General features: G+C 72.1%; 16 protein-coding genes. 2 read left to right on the top strand and 14 right to left on the bottom strand.

The window, feature by feature from the left end; all coding sequences use genetic code 11:
* Positions 1–554 precede the first annotated feature (554 nt).
* The 3 genes from ABZU43_RS30640 to ABZU43_RS30630 form a co-directional block, all read right to left on the bottom strand.
* Complete coding sequence (locus ABZU43_RS30640) at positions 555–1,184, bottom strand: hypothetical protein (RefSeq protein ID WP_355009876.1); 630 nt, start codon at positions 1,182–1,184, stop codon at positions 555–557.
* 14 nt (positions 1,185–1,198) lie between these two features.
* On the bottom strand, positions 1,199–2,977 hold the full coding sequence (locus ABZU43_RS30635) for a DUF4012 domain-containing protein (protein ID WP_355009875.1): 1,779 nt from the start codon (positions 2,975–2,977) through the stop codon (positions 1,199–1,201).
* Positions 2,978–3,080: 103 nt separating this feature from the next.
* The gene (locus ABZU43_RS30630) at positions 3,081–4,328 is read right to left on the bottom strand and encodes a glycosyltransferase family 4 protein (RefSeq protein ID WP_355009874.1); all 1,248 of its coding nucleotides are present in this window, start codon (positions 4,326–4,328) and stop codon (positions 3,081–3,083) included.
* 168 nt (positions 4,329–4,496) lie between these two features.
* Between ABZU43_RS30630 and ABZU43_RS30625 the strand changes: the two genes are divergently transcribed.
* Entirely contained in the window at positions 4,497–5,051 is a 555-nt protein-coding gene (locus tag ABZU43_RS30625) for a low molecular weight phosphatase family protein (RefSeq protein WP_355009873.1), read from the top strand.
* Here the strand turns inward: ABZU43_RS30625 and ABZU43_RS30620 are convergent.
* Positions 5,032–6,495: a polysaccharide biosynthesis tyrosine autokinase gene (locus tag ABZU43_RS30620; RefSeq protein ID WP_355009872.1), complete on the bottom strand. Its 1,464-nt coding sequence runs from the start codon at positions 6,493–6,495 to the stop codon at positions 5,032–5,034. The genes ABZU43_RS30625 and ABZU43_RS30620 overlap by 20 nt on opposite strands.
* Before the next feature lie 324 nt (positions 6,496–6,819).
* On the opposite strand from ABZU43_RS30620, the gene nhaA reads away from it, so the two are divergent.
* Entirely contained in the window at positions 6,820–8,175 is a 1,356-nt protein-coding gene (gene nhaA, locus ABZU43_RS30615; RefSeq protein WP_355009871.1) for a Na+/H+ antiporter NhaA, read from the top strand.
* A 99-nt stretch (positions 8,176–8,274) separates the two neighbouring features.
* Here the strand turns inward: nhaA and ABZU43_RS30610 are convergent, their stop codons facing one another.
* From ABZU43_RS30610 to ABZU43_RS30565, 10 genes are all read right to left on the bottom strand, one after another.
* Positions 8,275–8,472: a hypothetical protein gene (locus ABZU43_RS30610; RefSeq protein WP_355009870.1), complete on the bottom strand. Its 198-nt coding sequence runs from the start codon at positions 8,470–8,472 to the stop codon at positions 8,275–8,277.
* A 4-nt stretch (positions 8,473–8,476) separates the two neighbouring features.
* Positions 8,477–8,800: a hypothetical protein gene (locus ABZU43_RS30605; protein WP_355009869.1), complete on the bottom strand. Its 324-nt coding sequence runs from the start codon at positions 8,798–8,800 to the stop codon at positions 8,477–8,479.
* Positions 8,797–9,159, bottom strand: a complete 363-nt coding sequence (locus ABZU43_RS30600) for a DUF1622 domain-containing protein (RefSeq protein WP_355009868.1) — start codon at positions 9,157–9,159, stop codon at positions 8,797–8,799. Before ABZU43_RS30600 ends, ABZU43_RS30605 begins: the two co-directional genes overlap by 4 nt.
* 39 nt (positions 9,160–9,198) lie before the next feature.
* Positions 9,199–9,786: a TMEM165/GDT1 family protein gene (locus ABZU43_RS30595; RefSeq protein WP_030338044.1), complete on the bottom strand. Its 588-nt coding sequence runs from the start codon at positions 9,784–9,786 to the stop codon at positions 9,199–9,201.
* 217 nt (positions 9,787–10,003) lie between these two features.
* Positions 10,004–10,969, bottom strand: a complete 966-nt coding sequence (egtD, locus tag ABZU43_RS30590; protein ID WP_355009867.1) for an L-histidine N(alpha)-methyltransferase — start codon at positions 10,967–10,969, stop codon at positions 10,004–10,006.
* Positions 10,970–11,019: 50 nt separating this feature from the next.
* Positions 11,020–11,766, bottom strand: a complete 747-nt coding sequence (gene egtC, locus ABZU43_RS30585) for an ergothioneine biosynthesis protein EgtC (protein WP_355009866.1) — start codon at positions 11,764–11,766, stop codon at positions 11,020–11,022.
* A 43-nt stretch (positions 11,767–11,809) separates the two neighbouring features.
* Positions 11,810–13,147, bottom strand: a complete 1,338-nt coding sequence (egtB, locus tag ABZU43_RS30580; RefSeq protein WP_355009877.1) for an ergothioneine biosynthesis protein EgtB — start codon at positions 13,145–13,147, stop codon at positions 11,810–11,812.
* Between the two features lie 20 nt (positions 13,148–13,167).
* Positions 13,168–14,403: an ergothioneine biosynthesis glutamate--cysteine ligase EgtA gene (egtA, locus tag ABZU43_RS30575; RefSeq protein ID WP_355009865.1), complete on the bottom strand. Its 1,236-nt coding sequence runs from the start codon at positions 14,401–14,403 to the stop codon at positions 13,168–13,170.
* 157 nt (positions 14,404–14,560) lie between these two features.
* Positions 14,561–15,379: a hypothetical protein gene (locus tag ABZU43_RS30570; RefSeq protein ID WP_355009864.1), complete on the bottom strand. Its 819-nt coding sequence runs from the start codon at positions 15,377–15,379 to the stop codon at positions 14,561–14,563.
* Between the two features lie 16 nt (positions 15,380–15,395).
* The gene (locus ABZU43_RS30565) at positions 15,396–16,028 is read right to left on the bottom strand and encodes an RNA polymerase sigma factor (protein WP_355009863.1); all 633 of its coding nucleotides are present in this window, start codon (positions 16,026–16,028) and stop codon (positions 15,396–15,398) included.
* Positions 16,029–16,282: the final 254 nt, after the last annotated feature.

The raw sequence follows: 16,282 nt of genomic DNA, 5'->3' as shown, positions 1-16,282 counted from the left end.
CCTGATCGGGCGTCGGAGTCGGCGGCCTGGCGAGCGGGGGGCTCGTGGCGCCGGGACCCTGTGTAACGACCGGAGGGCCGAGGTCATTCCGGGGTGGCCCGTCCATCGGCACCCTCATCGAGGCGGTGCCAGCGGTCGTGGGGGGTTGTAACGACCGGGTGGAGGCTGCCATTCGCACCTGCGCGACCCGCCCTCAAAGGTCGGGCGGCGAGCCGGTGGTACTGCGATCGTCAGAGTATGTAACGACCCCGACCCGGCCATGATTCCAGCCCACCGGTGCACCCGGTCACACCCCCAGACCACCTGCCATCGGACAAACCACCCACGCCAGATCGACACGACAGTGGTCCAACCTGCCCTCACGCGCGTGATCCACTCGGGTTCAGGGAAACCGGGGCATCCCGGACGGCAGGACATGGCGATATCAAGGAACGCGAGTGGATCAGGGAAGGGCTGACCGCATGAAACCGACGAAATGGACATGCTGGCGCCCGTCGGAGTGTTCCGACGGGCGCCAGCTTCGGTGCTGTCCGGGCGCAGCCCGGTGGTGTGAACTAGTGCGCCGCACCACCGAAGCGCTGGCGGCGACGCCAGGCCAGGGTCAGCAGCAACATCACCGCTCCGGCGCCGACCAGGCCGCCGCCGAGCTTCATGGGCGTGCCGATGCTGTCACCCGTGACGGGCAGCGGCTGCTTCTTGTGCAGCACGCGCAGCTCGGTGCTGGCGGTACGGCCAGACTCCCGGCCCGTGGCGGTGAAGGTCAGCAGACCCGTCACCGACGGCTTGTAGCTCTTGGTGAAGCGGCCCTGACCGTCGGTGTAGGCCGTGAAGTGCAGGGGAGCGCTCGCCTGGTAGGCCACCGGAGCCATGGCCACGGTGCTGCCGTCGCTGCGGCGAGCCGGAGCCGCGCCGCCGGCCGGAGCGGCCTGCGGAGTGACCGTCACGTTGATGTCGACGGTCTCGTTCGGGCCGAAGTTGGTGCCGGTCAGCACCACCGTCTCGCCGAGGTAGATCGTCGGACGGTTGACGGTCAGCGACGCGGCGGTCGGCGGGTACGGCGGCGGTTGCGGCGGGTCTGTCGTCGCGGTGGGCTGCGGCTGCGGCGCTGCCGCCCCCGCTGCCGTCGGCACAGCCACCACGGCCAGGCCGACCGTGAGCGCCATGATGATGCGGGATAGCCGCATGATTTGGTTCCCTCCTACTGATCACAGCTTGGTGCGGAATGAACTTGGGTGGTCCAGGGGCTGGCGGTGGGGGTCAGCCACAGCTCGGCCTGCCCGACGCCGGTCTTGGCCGTCAGCACGGTTACCTCCAGCGCCCTCTCGGCGCCGGGGCCGACGTCGACGCTGGCCGTGGCCACGTGGCGGCGGCGTTCAGTGCCGCTGCCAAGCGCCGTCTCGGCCCCGTCCAGTCGGGCCTCCAGCACCGCTCCACCAGCCGGGCTGAAGATCGACACCAACGTTCGGGCGGTGTACGGATCGCCGGCCAGGCCGAGGCCGAGCACGGATTTGCTAAGTCCGGACTTCGGCGCCGTCGAGCGCAGGGTCACCCGTAGCCGGAGCTCACGGCGACCGTCCGACCGGCATTCGCCGACCGTGAGGTTCGCCGTCGGCCGCAGGTAGTAGCCGAGCTTCGCGCCGCTGCCGTCGTTGAGGAACACGCCGACGGTCGGCACGGTGTCCTGTTCCGGAAGCGTCCCGGCCATCCGGCTCTCGCCGAATGTCCGCTGTTCCTCAGGTCGGGCACTCCAGAACAATATCCGGCGTTCAGTGATAGCACGGTCAAATGCGGACAACAACACCCGGGGGTTGACATTCTTCTTGAAAAAGGAGTCGAACACCGCTGACGCCGACGCCGCGAAGAACTCGTCCTGCTGTTTGAGGTCGAGGCGCTGATAGCTGTCGTTGAGCAGGGTCTGCACCACCTTCTCGCTGGCGAGCGGTACACCGCCGGGCACCAGCACCGGACCTGTCGCCTTGAGCAGGTAGGACAGCACCACCGGGTCGACGGCGAGCACGCCGTCGACAGTGGTGCCGGTCTTGCGCCGGAACATCTCGCGGTACAGCGCGGCGGCGGTCGGGAAGTGCGGGGACAGGTTGACGTCGGCGGGGTAGATGCCGGGCAGGTCCGTCCAGAGGGCCCGGGTCTCGGCGGGCACCTTCAGCGCCGGGGTGAACCGACCGAGCGAGGAGGTGCTGCCCTGCTTGCCCATCTGCACCTTGCCGTTCTCTGCCTCGATCATCGCGTAGGCGCCGAACATGCCGCCGGTGGCACGCAACTCGGCGAGGTTCTGCGAGACGAGCAGGTAGCGGCGTGGGCCGTTGACTCCGAGCAGCGGCGGGAGGAGACGGGCGCCCTGGTCGGCTGCCGTGGTGAGGCTGGCCAGACGGTCGATCTCGTCGCGCAGGTCGCCCAGCGCCTGCCGGATCTGGCTGACCAGACTGTCGGCTGGCACCGCCGCCAGGTTCTGGCGGGTACGTTGCACCGACTCGTGCACCCCGGTCAGCTCCGTCGAGACGGCGGCGAGCCGCGCGAGGTCCAACCGGCCGCCGGTCGGCACCAGGCTGGCCAGGTCCGTGCGGAGCAGGGTCGGGAACGCGTGCCGGGCCAGTTCGTCGATGGCGACGGCGATCTGCGCGACAGCGTCGAGGTCGTCGCCGGCAATCGGCGTCAGCCGTCCGAGCCGCCAACTCGGGTCGGCAGTTGCCGAGCGGGCCGCCTTGGCCTGCTCCTGAAGGGCGGCGAGCGTCCGCAGGGCACGGTCGGTGTCCCCACCGACGATCTGAGCGCTCAACTCCCGGGCCAGGCCGGCGGCGTTGAGCAGGTGGGTGCGCGCCTGCCAGCCCCGGAAGCCGACCCACCCGGCGGTCGCCAGTAGCAGCGAGCCGACCACCAGGGCGCCGAGCAGCGCCCGTCGCAGTCGGGCCCGCCGACGACGTCGGGACCGGCTCCGCCGCCGGATCGGCCGTTCGCTCACCGTCACACCTAACTCCCATTCGCGGAACCGGACAGAAGGTCGATTCCCTGACGTTCTTAGCACGTCCAAGGGAAGTTCATGCCGTTAATGCAGTTATCGTCCTTTAAGCGAGCTTTCTTCGTGGTTCCGTGGCGGGCTCGGCGATCCGTCCAGCCGCCTCGTGCAACAGCCGCTCGATCTGGTCCACGCCGCCGGGCAGCGACATCTCGCGCAGGTACGCGGCCCTCCCCCGGCGACCCATCTCGGTGCGCGCCGGCGGCGGAATGGTGGCCGCCAACCAGAACCGGTCGGCCAGTGCCGCCCAGTCCTCGGGTGCGCAGGACAGCCCGGCTCGAACCCGTTCGACCAGCTCGGCCGTGTCCCCACCGGCGGAGGCGATCACCGGCGCGGCGCAGGACAGCGCGGCCTGGAGTTTGCCGGGCACCGTGCTGCGCAGCTCCGGAAGGTCGCGCGACATCACCAGCTGGTAGTCGGCGGCGGCGTACAGCTCGGGCATGTCGACCGGTGACCGCCGCTCCAGGAAACGGACGTTCTCCGCGCCCAGCTCGGCGGCGAGCCCCCGCACCCGCCGCTCCGCCGCGCCCGAGCCGACAAGGACCAGATCCATCGTCCGGTCCAGTGCCGCGGCCGCACGGACCGCGGTCTCGAGCCCCTGCCGCGCGCCGATGGTCCCGGCGTGCATCACCACGCACCGACCGTCGCGACGGACCAGCTGGCGTGCCGCCGCGCCGGGTGTCGCCGGGTAGAAGATCCGCTCGTCGGTCCAGTTCAGCACCAGCCGGACCCGGGCCGGGTCGGCGCCCGCGGCGACCACCAGGTCCCGCATCGACGGCGCCGCGACCGCGATTCTCGCGGCGGTCCGGTAGATCCGGGTCATCGTGCTGCCCATCCGCGCCGCCCAGCGCCCCTCGCCCCCCTCGTCCGCGCCGTCGCGGGTCCAGACGTCCTGCACGTGCAGGACCGCGGGAACCCGCCCGAGCAACCGGAGCACCGCGGCGGCGGCGAACGTCGTCGCCGGCAGTTGAAACACGTAGAGCGCGTCCACGTCACCCAGGAAACGGCGTGCGACCAGCCCCGCGCTGCCGGCGAAGGAGAGGTAACTGGCCATTCGGCCGCCGGCGGACGCGGCACTCCCGGGGTACCGGGGCACCCGTCGGACGCTCAGCCGTTCGCTGTGCGTCTCGTGGTGCCACCGCTGCCGCCAGCCGGGATAGACGTGGCCACCGGGGTAGTCCGGAAAGCCGGTGAGGACCCGTACCTCGTGCCCACGCGCGGCCAACTCCTCGGCGAGGCTCCCCGGGATGAACGCCGGCTCGGGCGGAAAGTGGTACGACAGGATGCCGATCTTCACCGACACACCCCCGTCCCACCGGGATCGCCAGCGACCGGCGCGGCACCACGACCGGCCGGCGTGCGGCGCGCGTACGATGCCGACAACCCCTCCCCGCGCGGCCACCGGCGTCGACGCACCGCCCCCGCGGTGCGCGCTTCGGTGTCCGTACCGATGAGAGGGGCACCGATGGCTGATCGCGTGTTGTTCGTCTGCCACGCCAACCTGTGCCGGTCACCGATGGCCGAGTACCTGGCCCGCCGGCTGCTGGCCGACCGACCCGTCGAGGTGGCCAGCGCCGGCACCGACGCGATCGACGGGCTGGCCATGCACCCGTACGCCCTGGAGGTCGCGACGGAGAACGGCACGGACCCGGCAGCGTTTCGCACCCGCGGGTTGCGCCCCGAGTACCTGGTCGACGCGACGCTCGTGCTGACCGCGACCCGACGCCAACGCTCGGTCTGCACCTCGTTGGCGCCGGGAGCGCTGCACCGGACGTTCACGCTGCGCCAGTTCGGTCGGCTGGCCGCGGCGGCCGACCCGCCCACCGACTCGGCCGACGACCCGCTGCGGGCGGCGATCGGCGCCGCCGCGCAGGCCCGGGGACGACTGCAACCCGCCGCCCCGGACGAGGACGACCTTCGGGACCCGATCGGCGGCACCGTGGCCGACTTCCGACGCTGCGCCGAGGAGATCGAACGGTCGCTGCGGCCCCTCGCCGTGCTCATCGGGGCAGCCGGGTGAGTTCCTGGGTGTGGTCGGGGACTCCGTTGACCCCGTCGGCGGTTGCGCTGTGCCGGCCGGACGCGGTCCGTTCGGCCGGCACCGACGCCTCGGCCGTCGAGGCCACCACCCGGTAGGCCTCGTACTGGTACGCCTCCGCCTTGGCCACCTTGGCCATGTTCAGCACACAGCCGAGCAGCCGGACCGAGACCGAGTGCAGTGACCGGGCCGCCGCGGCGACCTGGGTCCGCGAGGTGCGGCCCTGCTGGGTCACCAGCAGCGCGCCGTCGGCCTGCACGGCCACCACCACGCCGTCGGTCACCGCGAGCAGCGGGGCGGTGTCGATGATCACGATGTCCGCCGACTCGCGCAGCGCCAGCAGCAGGTCCGACATGGCCTTGGAGCCGAGCAGCTCGCTCGGGTTCGGCGGGGCCGACCCGCTGGGCAGCACCAGCAGCGACTTGTCGCCCCAGCGCTGCACGACGTCGCCCACCTTCACGTCGCCGACCAGCACGTCGGTGAGGCCGACGCCGGCGTCCAGGCCCAGGTAGTCGTCGACCTTCGGGCGGCGCAGATCGGCGTCGACGAGCAGCACCCGCCAGCCCGCCTCGGCCAACGCGATGGCCAGGTTGCAGGAGAGGGTGGTCTTGCCCTCGCCCTGCAGGGCGCTGGTCACCGCGATGACCCGGGCCGGCTCGTGGACGTCCACGAAGCGCAGGTTGGTCCGCAGCTTGCGGACCGCCTCGGCGCGCGCCGAGGTCGCGGCGTCGCCCACGATGAGCGGCGCGCTGCGGGCGTTGGCCTCGAACGGGATCTCACCGAGCAGCGGGCTGCCCGTGGCGCGTTGCAGGCCGGCGGCGTCGCGCAGTCGGACGTCGGCGACGCCGCGCAGGATCGCCAGACCGATGCCGAGGAGCAGGCCGACCAGGCCACCGAGGGTGAGGTTGCGGACCGGCTGCGGCGAGACGGGGTTGGCGCTGACCCGCGGGCCACTGACCACCTCGATCTTGATGGGGGCCTTGCCCTCCGGTGTCGTCTCCACCTTCTGTACGAGTTCGACGAACTTGTTGGCGAGGCTCTCCGTCACGCGCAACGCGCGGGTCTGGTCGGTGTCGGTGACCGATGCCCGCAGCAGAACGGTGCCGGTCTCGGTGGAGGTGCTCACCCGGCGCTGCACCTCGTCCGCGGTGAGCCCGACCGGAGTCTCGGCCACCACGCTCTGCGCCAGCCGGTCGCTGCTGAGCAGGTCGGCGTACGACTTGACACGCTGCTGGAGGAAGAGCCCGCCCTGGTAGGCGTCGGTGACGCCGGTGTTGGGGGTCGTGACGAAGAAGGTCACCGAGGCGACGTACCGAGGTTGGGCACGCACGGTCAGGAACGCCGAGACGCCGAGAGCCACCATGACCGTGACCAGCGCGACCCACCAGTGCCGACGCACGTGGCGCAATTGGCGGAGCAGGTCCATCAGGAGCGCCCCCGTGCCGGTCCGGTTACGGCAAAGAACTTCACGAAAACCCCCAAGGTCGTCTCTAAACTCGTGAAACCATTAAAGCGGTTTATACGGCTTATGTCCGGAGTTATGTATTTTCCGCGGCGAGATGTGCGCCCGCATGACCAACCCGACAAACGCCCATTCGGCTGCGGCGACAACGGGGAAAAGTCCGAAGCCGATCGGAGGGCGTCCGATCGGCCCAGCGGTCGCCGCCGATCGCGTCGCCGGATAGGGTCGACAGCGGTGTGCCGGGAAGTCTGGTCGGCGAGTGGAAACCTGCCGTCCCGACTCCTGTAGGTGAGCCCGAAGTTGACCTCCCCCACCCCGCCTCCCGGCCCGCGTCCGCCAAAGATCCGGCTGTTCTCCCGATCGTCCTGGCCGCAGGCCCGGCACCTGGCCGACGTGCTGCGCACCGAGACCGTCGGCGGCGTGCTTCTGCTGTCAGGCGCTCTGATCGCGCTGATCTGGGCCAACTCCCCGTGGTCCGACTCGTACACCCGGCTCGGCGACGTCGTGCCCTGGCCCGGCGCGCCCTGGCACCTCGACCTGAATCTGGCCACCTGGGCGGCCGACGGCCTGCTGGCCATCTTCTTCTTCGTTGTGGGTCTGGAGCTCAAACGGGAGTTCGTCGCCGGTGACCTCCGCGACCCGCGCCGAGCCGCGCTGCCGGTGGCGGCCGCGCTCGGCGGGATGCTGCTGCCGGCGCTGATCTACGTGGCGGTGGTGCTGACCGGGGGCGGGGAGGGCCTGCGCGGGTGGGCCATTCCGACCGCCACCGACATCGCTTTCGCGCTCGCCGTCCTCGCGGTGGTCAGCTCACATCTGCCCCAGGGGCTACGCGCATTCCTGCTCACCCTGGCAGTGGTCGACGACCTGTTCGCGATCACCATCATCGCGATCTTCTACACCGCCGATTTTCAGCCCGTACCGCTGCTCGCCGCGTTCGCGCCGATCGGGCTCTTCGCGGTGCTGGTGCAGCGGGGGCGCACCTGGTGGTGGGCGCTGATCCCCCTCGCTGTGGCCGCCTGGACACTGATGCACGCCTCGGGCGTGCACGCCACGGTCGCCGGTGTCCTGCTCGGCTTCACGGTGCCGGTGCTCGCCCGCAGACCGCCGGCCGCCGCCAGCGCGGAGGCGGGCGAGGGTGGGCTCGCCGCCCGCCTGGAGCACCGCTGGCGGCCCGTGTCCGCCGGCTTCGCGGTGCCGATCTTCGCCTTCTTCGCCGCCGGGGTCACACTGCGCGGCACCGACCTGGGCACCCTGCTGAGCGATCCGATGGTGATCGCCATCGTCGCCGCCCTGGTGTTCGGCAAGAGCATCGGCATCTTCGGCTCGACCTACCTGCTGGCCCGGTTCACCCGCGCCGAACTGGACGAGGACATCACCTGGGCCGACCTGCTCGGGATCGCCCTGCTGGCCGGCGTCGGCTTCACCGTCTCACTGCTCATCGGCGACCTGGCGTTCGGGGCGGGCAGCACGGCCGACGACCGGGTCAAGGCGGCTGTGCTGCTCGGCTCGGTGATCTCCGCCGGGCTGGCCGCCACCGTGCTCAGCCGCCGCAACGCGGCGTACCGGAGGGTGGCGCAGCGGGAGCGGTTGGACGCCGACGGGGACGGCGTACCCGACGTCTACCAGCACCCCGACGTCCGCTGACCGCGCCGGCGCTGCCCGCCGGAACCATGGCACCGAGCGGTGGCGCGGCGCGGGTTAGCCGCCGTGCCGCGCCGCCGCACCAACCGCGCGCGCTCGCGCTCAGTGGCGACGGTCGGCGGGCGGCAGGTCCTCGGTCTCCTCGACCAGCGCCTCGGCCGTCGGCCCGGTGAGGTCGTCGCCCGGCACCGCCACTGCCTCGACGCGATCCTGCTCGTCCGGCTTGCCGCCGCGCGGCGGCTCCGGGGCGGTGGCACCGCCGGCGTAGCCGTACTCGTTCGGTTCGTCGTGCCGGCTCATCTGGTCATCCTCCCGCTCTTCCCGTTTCACCTGTCGAGGCCAACGGTAGGTGGTGATCGTCCTCGGCGCAGCGTGCCGCTGATTGTCGGCCGGACCACGGGGGTGAGCTGCCGAGCGCTGCCCCGAGCAGCTGACGCAGGGCGATGATCGCCACCGCGCCGGCCAGGCCGTTCCAACCCGGTTCGCCGGCGAGCCGGAGCAGGCCGGCCCCGACGAGCAGGTCCAGCAGTACCCGGACGCCGCTGCGCAGCGCCCCGGTGGTGAGCGTGGTGAGCACCCCGGCGACCAGCGCCAGGGCGGTGACCGCCGTGGCCAGGGTGCCCATCACGCTCGACGCTCCCCCTCGGCCACCTGACGCTGCTCCTGACGGATCTCGCGGCCCAGGAAGTAGTTCAACGCCGTTCTGATCGTCGCGATGGCGGCCAGTTGGCCGATCTGCGTGAACGACGGGGACACCGCCGTACGCAGCACGTCGGCCGCCAACGGGAATTCCAGGCCGAGGGTCAGAAAGCGGCCCAGCGACAGCCGGATCGGCGTGAAGCGGGCGGCGCTGCGGTGTCGCAGCCCTTCGACCACGAACCGCACCGCCGCCCACATCGCGCCAACGAAGATCACCAGCGCGCCGGCCACCTCGACCACGGCAACCAGCACCTGGTCGCCCTGGCGCAACAACTCGGCCGGCTCCACCCCGGGCCGTTACCCGCCCTCCGGGCAGCTAGTCGGCGCTCAGGTCAGCTCGTTCACCGCCTCCAGGATCAGCCAGAGACCGGAGATGGCGAAGAGGATCGCGGCACCGTACTTGATGGTCTTCTCCGGCAACCGCCGGCCGAGCATCCGGCCGACCAGGATTGCCAGCGCGTCCGCGGCAACCATGCCGATGGTGGAGCCGAGCCAGACGCCGAACCAGCCGTACTTGGTGGCGAGCGTGATCGTGGCGAGCATCGTCTTGTCGCCCAGCTCGGCGAGGAAGAACGCCACCGACACCGCCACCAGCGCGGTCTTGTTGGTCTTCTCGGCCTTGCGTTTCTCCTCCTCGGTGAGCTTGTCCCCGCGTAACGTCCACGCACCGAACCCGAGGAACGCCACGCCGGCGACCAGGGAGATCCACTCGGTCGGCAGCACCGCCCCGAGACCCGCACCGATGGCGACCGACGCCAGGTGCACCACAGCGGTGGCGACCGTGATGCCGATCAGCACCGGAATCGGTTTGAACCGCGTGGCGAAGGTCAGCGCCATCAGCTGGGACTTGTCCCCCAGCTCGGCGACGAAGATGACGCCGAAGCTGACGACCAGCGCGGCGAAAAATCCCTCCATGACGTCCTTCCCGTTCACGCCGGGAGGAGGTACAGGGGCGCCCTCGACCCGGCTGCAACAGCCTGAGTCGAAGGTCTCGCCCGCCCCGAGAGAACCGGGGCCGCGTGGCCGGATGCGGAACGCACCAGTATGTCGACCACGACATTGGGGGCTACTCCCCTTCGCGCGTTCAGCCTATCGGATCACCTCCCGGACCGGACGAGCCGGGTGAACAGGCTCACCGCGCCCGCGCCAGCGTGACGCCGAAGAGCGCGTCCGGATCGGTCCAGAACTCCGCCGTGGCGAAGCCGGCCGCGGCCAGCTCCGCCGCGATCCCCTCCCGGTGGAACTTCGCCGAGACCTCGGTACGCAGCTCCTCCCCCGCCGCGAAATCGACTGTCAGCCCCAGCACCCGCACGCTCAACGGCCGGGTCGCCCGCAACCGCATCTCGATCCACTCATTCTCGGGATCCCACGCGGCGACGTGCGCGAACGCGGCCGGGTCGAAATCGGCGCCCAACTCCCGATTGATCACGTGCAGCACGTTGCGGTTGAACTCGGCGGTGACCCCGGCGGCGTCGTCGTACGCCGGCACGATAACCGACGGGTCCTTCACCAGGTCCGTGCCGAGCAACAACCAGTCGCCGACCTCCAGCGCGGCGCGCATCGCCGTCAGGAACTCGGCCCGCTCGGCGGGCAACAGGTTGCCGATGGTGCCGCCGAGGAACACCACCAACCGCCGACCGCCGGTGGGCAGCCGGTCCAGTTGCCGGGTGAAGTCCCCCACGATGCCCCGCACCCGCAGGCGGGGGTAGTCGGCCGCGATCTGGGCGGTGGACCCGCGCAGCGCACTGACCGACACGTCGAGGGGGACGAACGTGCCCAGCCCACCGCGGCGGGTGAAGGCGTCCAGCAGCAGCCGGGTCTTCTCCGACGAGCCGGAGCCCAACTCGATGAGCGTCTTGGCCCCGGTCAGCGTCGCGATGTCGGGAGCGTGCGCGGCCAGCACGGCCCGCTCGGCCCGGGTCGGGTAGTACTCGGGCAGTCGGGTGATCTCCTCGAAGAGTTCGCTGCCCCGGGCGTCGTAGAACCACTTCGGCGGCAGCCACTTCGGCTCGGCGCTCAGCCCGGCCCGGACGTCGTCGCGCAGGCCACGCTCAAGGTCGCCCTCTTCGAGGTAGATCTCCAGGGGTTCCGCTGTCATCGGTTCGCTCCTTTCGTTCGATCAGCCGTTTCGTGCCTGCCCGACCCCGCTCACCGGGTCGGCAGTGGACGTACCCGCACCTCACCCGGGGTGGCGACGACGAGGTGCCCCTCCGGCACCGACCGCCACCCGGGATCGTCGTCATGCGGCTCGGACGCGAGCAGCACCGAACCCGGCGACTCGCGCACCGACAACGCGTGCCCCGCCACGCTGGCCACCACCCGATGCCCGTCGGTGAGCAGCAGGTTGAGCCGCGACCCGGGGGCGGCGGCGGCGACCTCGGTCACCGTCCGCCCGAGCGCCTCTACCTGGTCGGCGCCGGCGCGCAACCGATGCCGCACCAGCGCCCAGAGCAGCGCCGAGTCGGTCGAGGCGTCCAGAGTGAGCAGGTCACGCACCGGCAGAGCGGCGGCGAGCGGCACCACGGCGTCCGGCCAGCCGCGGACCACACCGTTGTGGCTGAACAGCCACCGCCCCTCGGCGAAGGGCGCCGCCGCACCGTCGAGCACCGCCATCCCGACCGTGGCCGAGCGCACCGCCGCCACCACCGCCGCGCTGCGGGTCACCGCCGCCAGCTGGGCGATGGTCGGGTCGCTCCAGATCGGCTGCGCCCGCCGGTACCGCACCGGCTCACCCGCACCCGGGTACCAGCCGACACCGAACCCGTCGGCATTGATCGTGCCGCCGCCACGCATGTCGCGAGGCGCCCAGGACTGCCGCACCAGCGAGTGCGGAGGGTCGAACAACAACTCGGCCAGGGTGACCGGCGGCCCCAGGTAGGCCAGGTGGCGACACATCAGCGCCCCCGGCCCGCCGCCGGGCCGCCGGTCGTGCGGCGACTCACCGGTACGACTCGTCCGGTCGCGCGTCCCGGGCGCAGCGAAAACCGCTGAAGATCTGCCGGCGGATCGGATAGTCCCAGTTACGGAAGGTGCCCCGGCAGGCAGAGCGGTCGGTGCCGAACGAACCACCACGCAGCACCCGGTGATCGCTGCCGAAGAAGACCTCCGAGTATTCCCGGTAGGGGAACGCGGCGAACCCCGGATGCCCGTCGAACGCGGTCGAGGTCCACTCCCAGACATCGCCGATGAGCTGGTGCACACCCAACGGCGAGGCGCCGCCCGGGTACGCGCCCACCGGCGCCGGCCACAGATGGCGTTGGTCGAGGTTGGCGTGCGCCTCGGTCGGGTCGTCGTCCCCCCAGGGGTAACGACGCGAGCGCCCGGTCGTCGGATCCCAGCGGGCCGCCTTCTCCCACTCCGCCTCGGTCGGCAGCCGCTTGCCCGCCCACGCCGCGTACGCCTGCGCCTCGTACCAGCACACATGAACCACCGGTTCGTCGGCGCGGACGCGCGCCCACTGACCGAAGCGCCGATACGACCAGTCGTCGCCGTCGGAACGCCAGTGCATCGGGGCGCTCAGCTGCTCCCGAACCCGATGCTCCCAGCCGGCATCGCTCCACCAGCGCTGTTCGGTGTAGCCGCCGTCGGCGATGAAGGCCGCGTACTGGCCGTTGGTCACCGGAGCGACGTCGATGACGTACGCCGGGAGGTCGACCCGGTGCGCCGGACGTTCGTTGTCCAACGCCCACGGATCGGTGTCGGTGCCCATGGTGAACTCGCCGGCCGGCACCAGCACCTCCGCGCCGACCCGGACCGACGGCTCGGGCGGCGCCGGGGCGTGCAGCACCGCCGGCCCCGAACGCAGCTGGTGGGTGGCGAGCATGGTCTCATCGTGCTGCTGCTCGTGCTGCACGATCATGCCGAAGGCGAACCCGTCGGCGACCAGCGGCCGCTCGGTGAAGGTCACCGCGTCGAGCAGGTCGTGCACCTTGTCCCGAACGGTGGCCAGGTAGGCGCGCGCCTCCGCGGGCGGCAAGAGGGGCAGCGCGGGGCGGTCCCGGCGCGGCTGCTTGAACGCGTCGTACAACTCGTCGATGTCGCAGCGGACCGGCTCCCGGCCCCCGACGTCCCGGACCAGCCAGAGCTCCTCCTGGTTACCGACATGGGCGAGGTCCCAGACCAATGGCGACATCAGCGGTGAGTGCTGGCGCGTCAGGTCGGCGTCGTCGACCGCCTCGGTCAGCAACGCGGTACGGGCGCGGGCCCGCGCCAACTCCACAGCGATGTGGTCGCGCAACCGCTCGCCGTCGACCCGGCTCGCCTGCGGGGCTCGCACCACCGGCTCACTCCTCGCGCTCACTGGTGTCTCCTCTCCGCGGCGGCCAGCCGCTGGCGTAGCCCTCGCCGGATCTCGTCGTGGGTGCTGGCCGGCAGTTCCAGTCGTGGCATGGTGCTCACGGCCAGGTCGAGCAGGGCCGCCGCGGCAGCGGCCAGCGCCGGGTCGGCCAGGCCGTGTCGGGCGGCGGCCGACCAGCGGTGCGCCACCGGCATGGCGATCGTGTACGCCTCGCGCACGGTGCCCGGGTCAGCGAACAGGGCGGTCAGCACCGCCAGTGGCAGCCGCCAGCCCCGATCGGGTTGGGCGTCGAGGTAGCGCAGCTCCAGGTAGCCGCGCGGCCGTACTGGCGGAAAAAGAGTGCTGACGTGGTAGTCGAGGTCATCGGTGGTGGGCGGTCGTGGCAGCGCGCCGTCGAGCCAGTCGGCGAAGGTCACCCCGGGCGGCGCGGCCCAGTCGGCGCCGTGTCGGCGCAGACAGAGCAGCGGCGCGGCGAGCACGTAGCTGATCCAGGAGTCGATCGGATCGTCCTCGGCTCGGGAGGGTGCCCAGACCGGGCGGGTGCGAGCCGGGTCGATGGCCAGCCAGGCGGCCATCCGGGCGGAGGCCCAACCGGTGCGCCGCCCGGCGTGTCGGGTGGCGGAGGCGAACGCCGCGAGCAGTGGGGGCCCGACCGCGTGGGCCGCGGCCCACCGGTCAGCGACCTGGTCCGGCTCACCGGCGTCGAGGCAGATCTGCAGGCCGGCGGTGCTGTACATCATCGTGCGGCCGGCCGGGCCGTGGCGGTCGAAGGCTCCGCGCATCGCGCGGTAACGGGGAGTTTCCACCACCGGGCGGGGCCGTCGGTGGGGGTCGATGCCGCTGCTGCCGAGGATCAGCCCGGCGGCGGCCAGCAGGTCGGTGACCTGGGCGATGTCGGCCTCGGTGGCGCGAATCAACGTGGCGACCGAGGGGCGGGGCGGGGTGGAGATCTCCAACTGGCCACCCGGCTCCAGGGTGACCATGCCGCCGTGCCGCAGCGGCTCGGCGGGGCTGGTGGCATCCAGCGTGGCGGGGCTGTGCCGCCCCAGCGCCGCCCGCAGCCGCGTCGCGTCGACGGGGCGGGCGGGATCGGCGGCGTCGTGCACTGTCCATTCCAGTTCGACGCCGGTGTGGGTGGGTGGGCCGGTCTTGAAGCAGATCCGGGCGAGGTGTCGGACTGCGGCTGCGGACTCGCGCAGGATGGCGCTGCGGTCCAGGTCGGATGACGTCACCAAGGGTCGGGCCCCCTCTCCGTGTGCCAGGTCCGGCACACTCTGCCACCGTAAACCCACCCACCGACACCGTCGGAGGCGTGCACGGTGCCACCAACCTCTGTCTAACAGACGAATTTCCGAAGCAGGGCGGAACCAAACCGCTCCCGCCCCCGACTGGTCAGCCCTCGGCGCGGTGGCCCGGTCCCGGCGGTGACGGCGGGGCTTTCCCCGAAGGGGACGGCTTGCGCTTCGCCGACTCGGAGGGTGTGACCTTCGCCGACTCGGACGGCTTCGTCTCGGGTACCAGCCGCTGGCAGTACGCCTCGACCTCGGCAGGGCCGCCGGCGGCGGTCACCAGCTTCTGGAAACCCGGCGTGCGCAGTGCCTTCTCCCGCTGCTCGGGCTTCTTCGCCCGCCACGCCCGGCACAGGCCGTGCACCTGGCCGACGGTGGTGGGACCGGGCAGCGGCGTGGCGGTGACCGACGGCGGCGCACCCGGCGGCGACGCGACGCCGGGGCCCACCGACCGATCGGGCTCGGCCGACCGGGACGCGCCCTGGTGCGGCGAGGGTGACGGGCGCGACGGTGCCGGTGCGATCGGGTCCGGCCCCAGCTCCCGGGTGACCGCGGCGAAGGCGGCTCCCGCGGTGGCGGTGGCTGCCACCGCGCCGATCCAGGCCACCGCACCGGTGGTCATTCGGCGACGGCGTGGCCGCTGCCGCACGGCCGGCGCCGGGTTGGCACGGGCGGCATGGAACGCGGCCACCGCGGCGTCCTCCCCAGCCAGCTCGCCAGGGCGGACGGGGCCGGCCGCCGCGGCGAGCAGCGCGGCCACCGGCTCGGCCGAGGGCACGTCGCGGGCGCTCAGGTGCGCCTCAGGTGAGTTCGCGTCCACTGCGGCGCAGGGGCCCTGATCCAGCGTGGCGTCCGGCCGGGCAGAGGCCGCGTCGAGCAGCCGCTCGGTGTCGGCGTGGTCGGCCCGCCGGAACGGGTTCATCGGGAGTCCCCTCACGTCAGCCGTCCACCGGTTCGACGTGCGATGCCCGCACGGCGGGGTTGCTCCCCACCCGCGGCGGTGGCACCCCCTCGACCCCGAGCGACGACTCGGTCGGGCTCTGCCGCTCCAGCAGGACCGCGAGCCGGCGTAGGCCACGGTGGGCGGCGGTCCGCACGGCGCCGGCCCGGCGGCCCAGCACACGGCCGGCGGATCCCGCGTCCAGCCCGATCACGGCCCGCAGCAGGACTGCTTCGGCCTCCCGGGGCGGGAGGGTGGCGATCAGCGCGAGGGCGGTCTCGGTGCCGAGCGTCTCGCTGGCTCGCTCGGCGGTGTCCGCGTCGCTGGCGAGCTCGGCGAGCGCCTGCACCGGGACCGGGACCGAGGGGCGGCGGCGCATCCGGCGCAGGTGGTCCATCGCGCGGTTACGGGCGATGGTGACCGCCCAGGCCCGGAACTCGCCCCCGGTGAAGCCGGGCAGGTCCCGGGAGATCTGGAGCCAGGTCTCGCTGGCGACGTCCTCGGCGTCGGCCCCGACGAGCGCGGTCAGGTACCGCAGCAGCCCGGGCTGGAGGCTGCGGTAGAGAAAGCGGAACGCCTCTTCGTCCCCGGCTTGCGCGGCGGTCACCACCTCCGACAGGTCGGCGGTCATGCGCGGTCCACGCATCGTTCGAGGCGTGTCGGCCCGACCAGCCGGGCTGGCGCGCACCACGCGGCACGAGTCGTCCGCCCGATCAGCACCGGTACCGCACCGCCCTCCACCGCTCTGATTGTCCCCGCGACCACGATTGTCGGGGCGGCGTGTCCGGGGGCCGACGCCAGGGTGGTCGGTCGGCGCGCTGCGCGCCGAGGTAGCCGGGAGGGCCCGAGCCGGGCTAACGCTAAGAGCGGGCTCACGAGGCGACA

The organism is Micromonospora sp. NPDC005205 (genome assembly GCF_040608275.1).
Taxonomy (GTDB): domain Bacteria; phylum Actinomycetota; class Actinomycetes; order Mycobacteriales; family Micromonosporaceae; genus Micromonospora.
The sequence above is the reverse complement of the archived record's forward strand: the minus strand, read 5'-3'. Positions and strand labels throughout refer to the sequence as shown.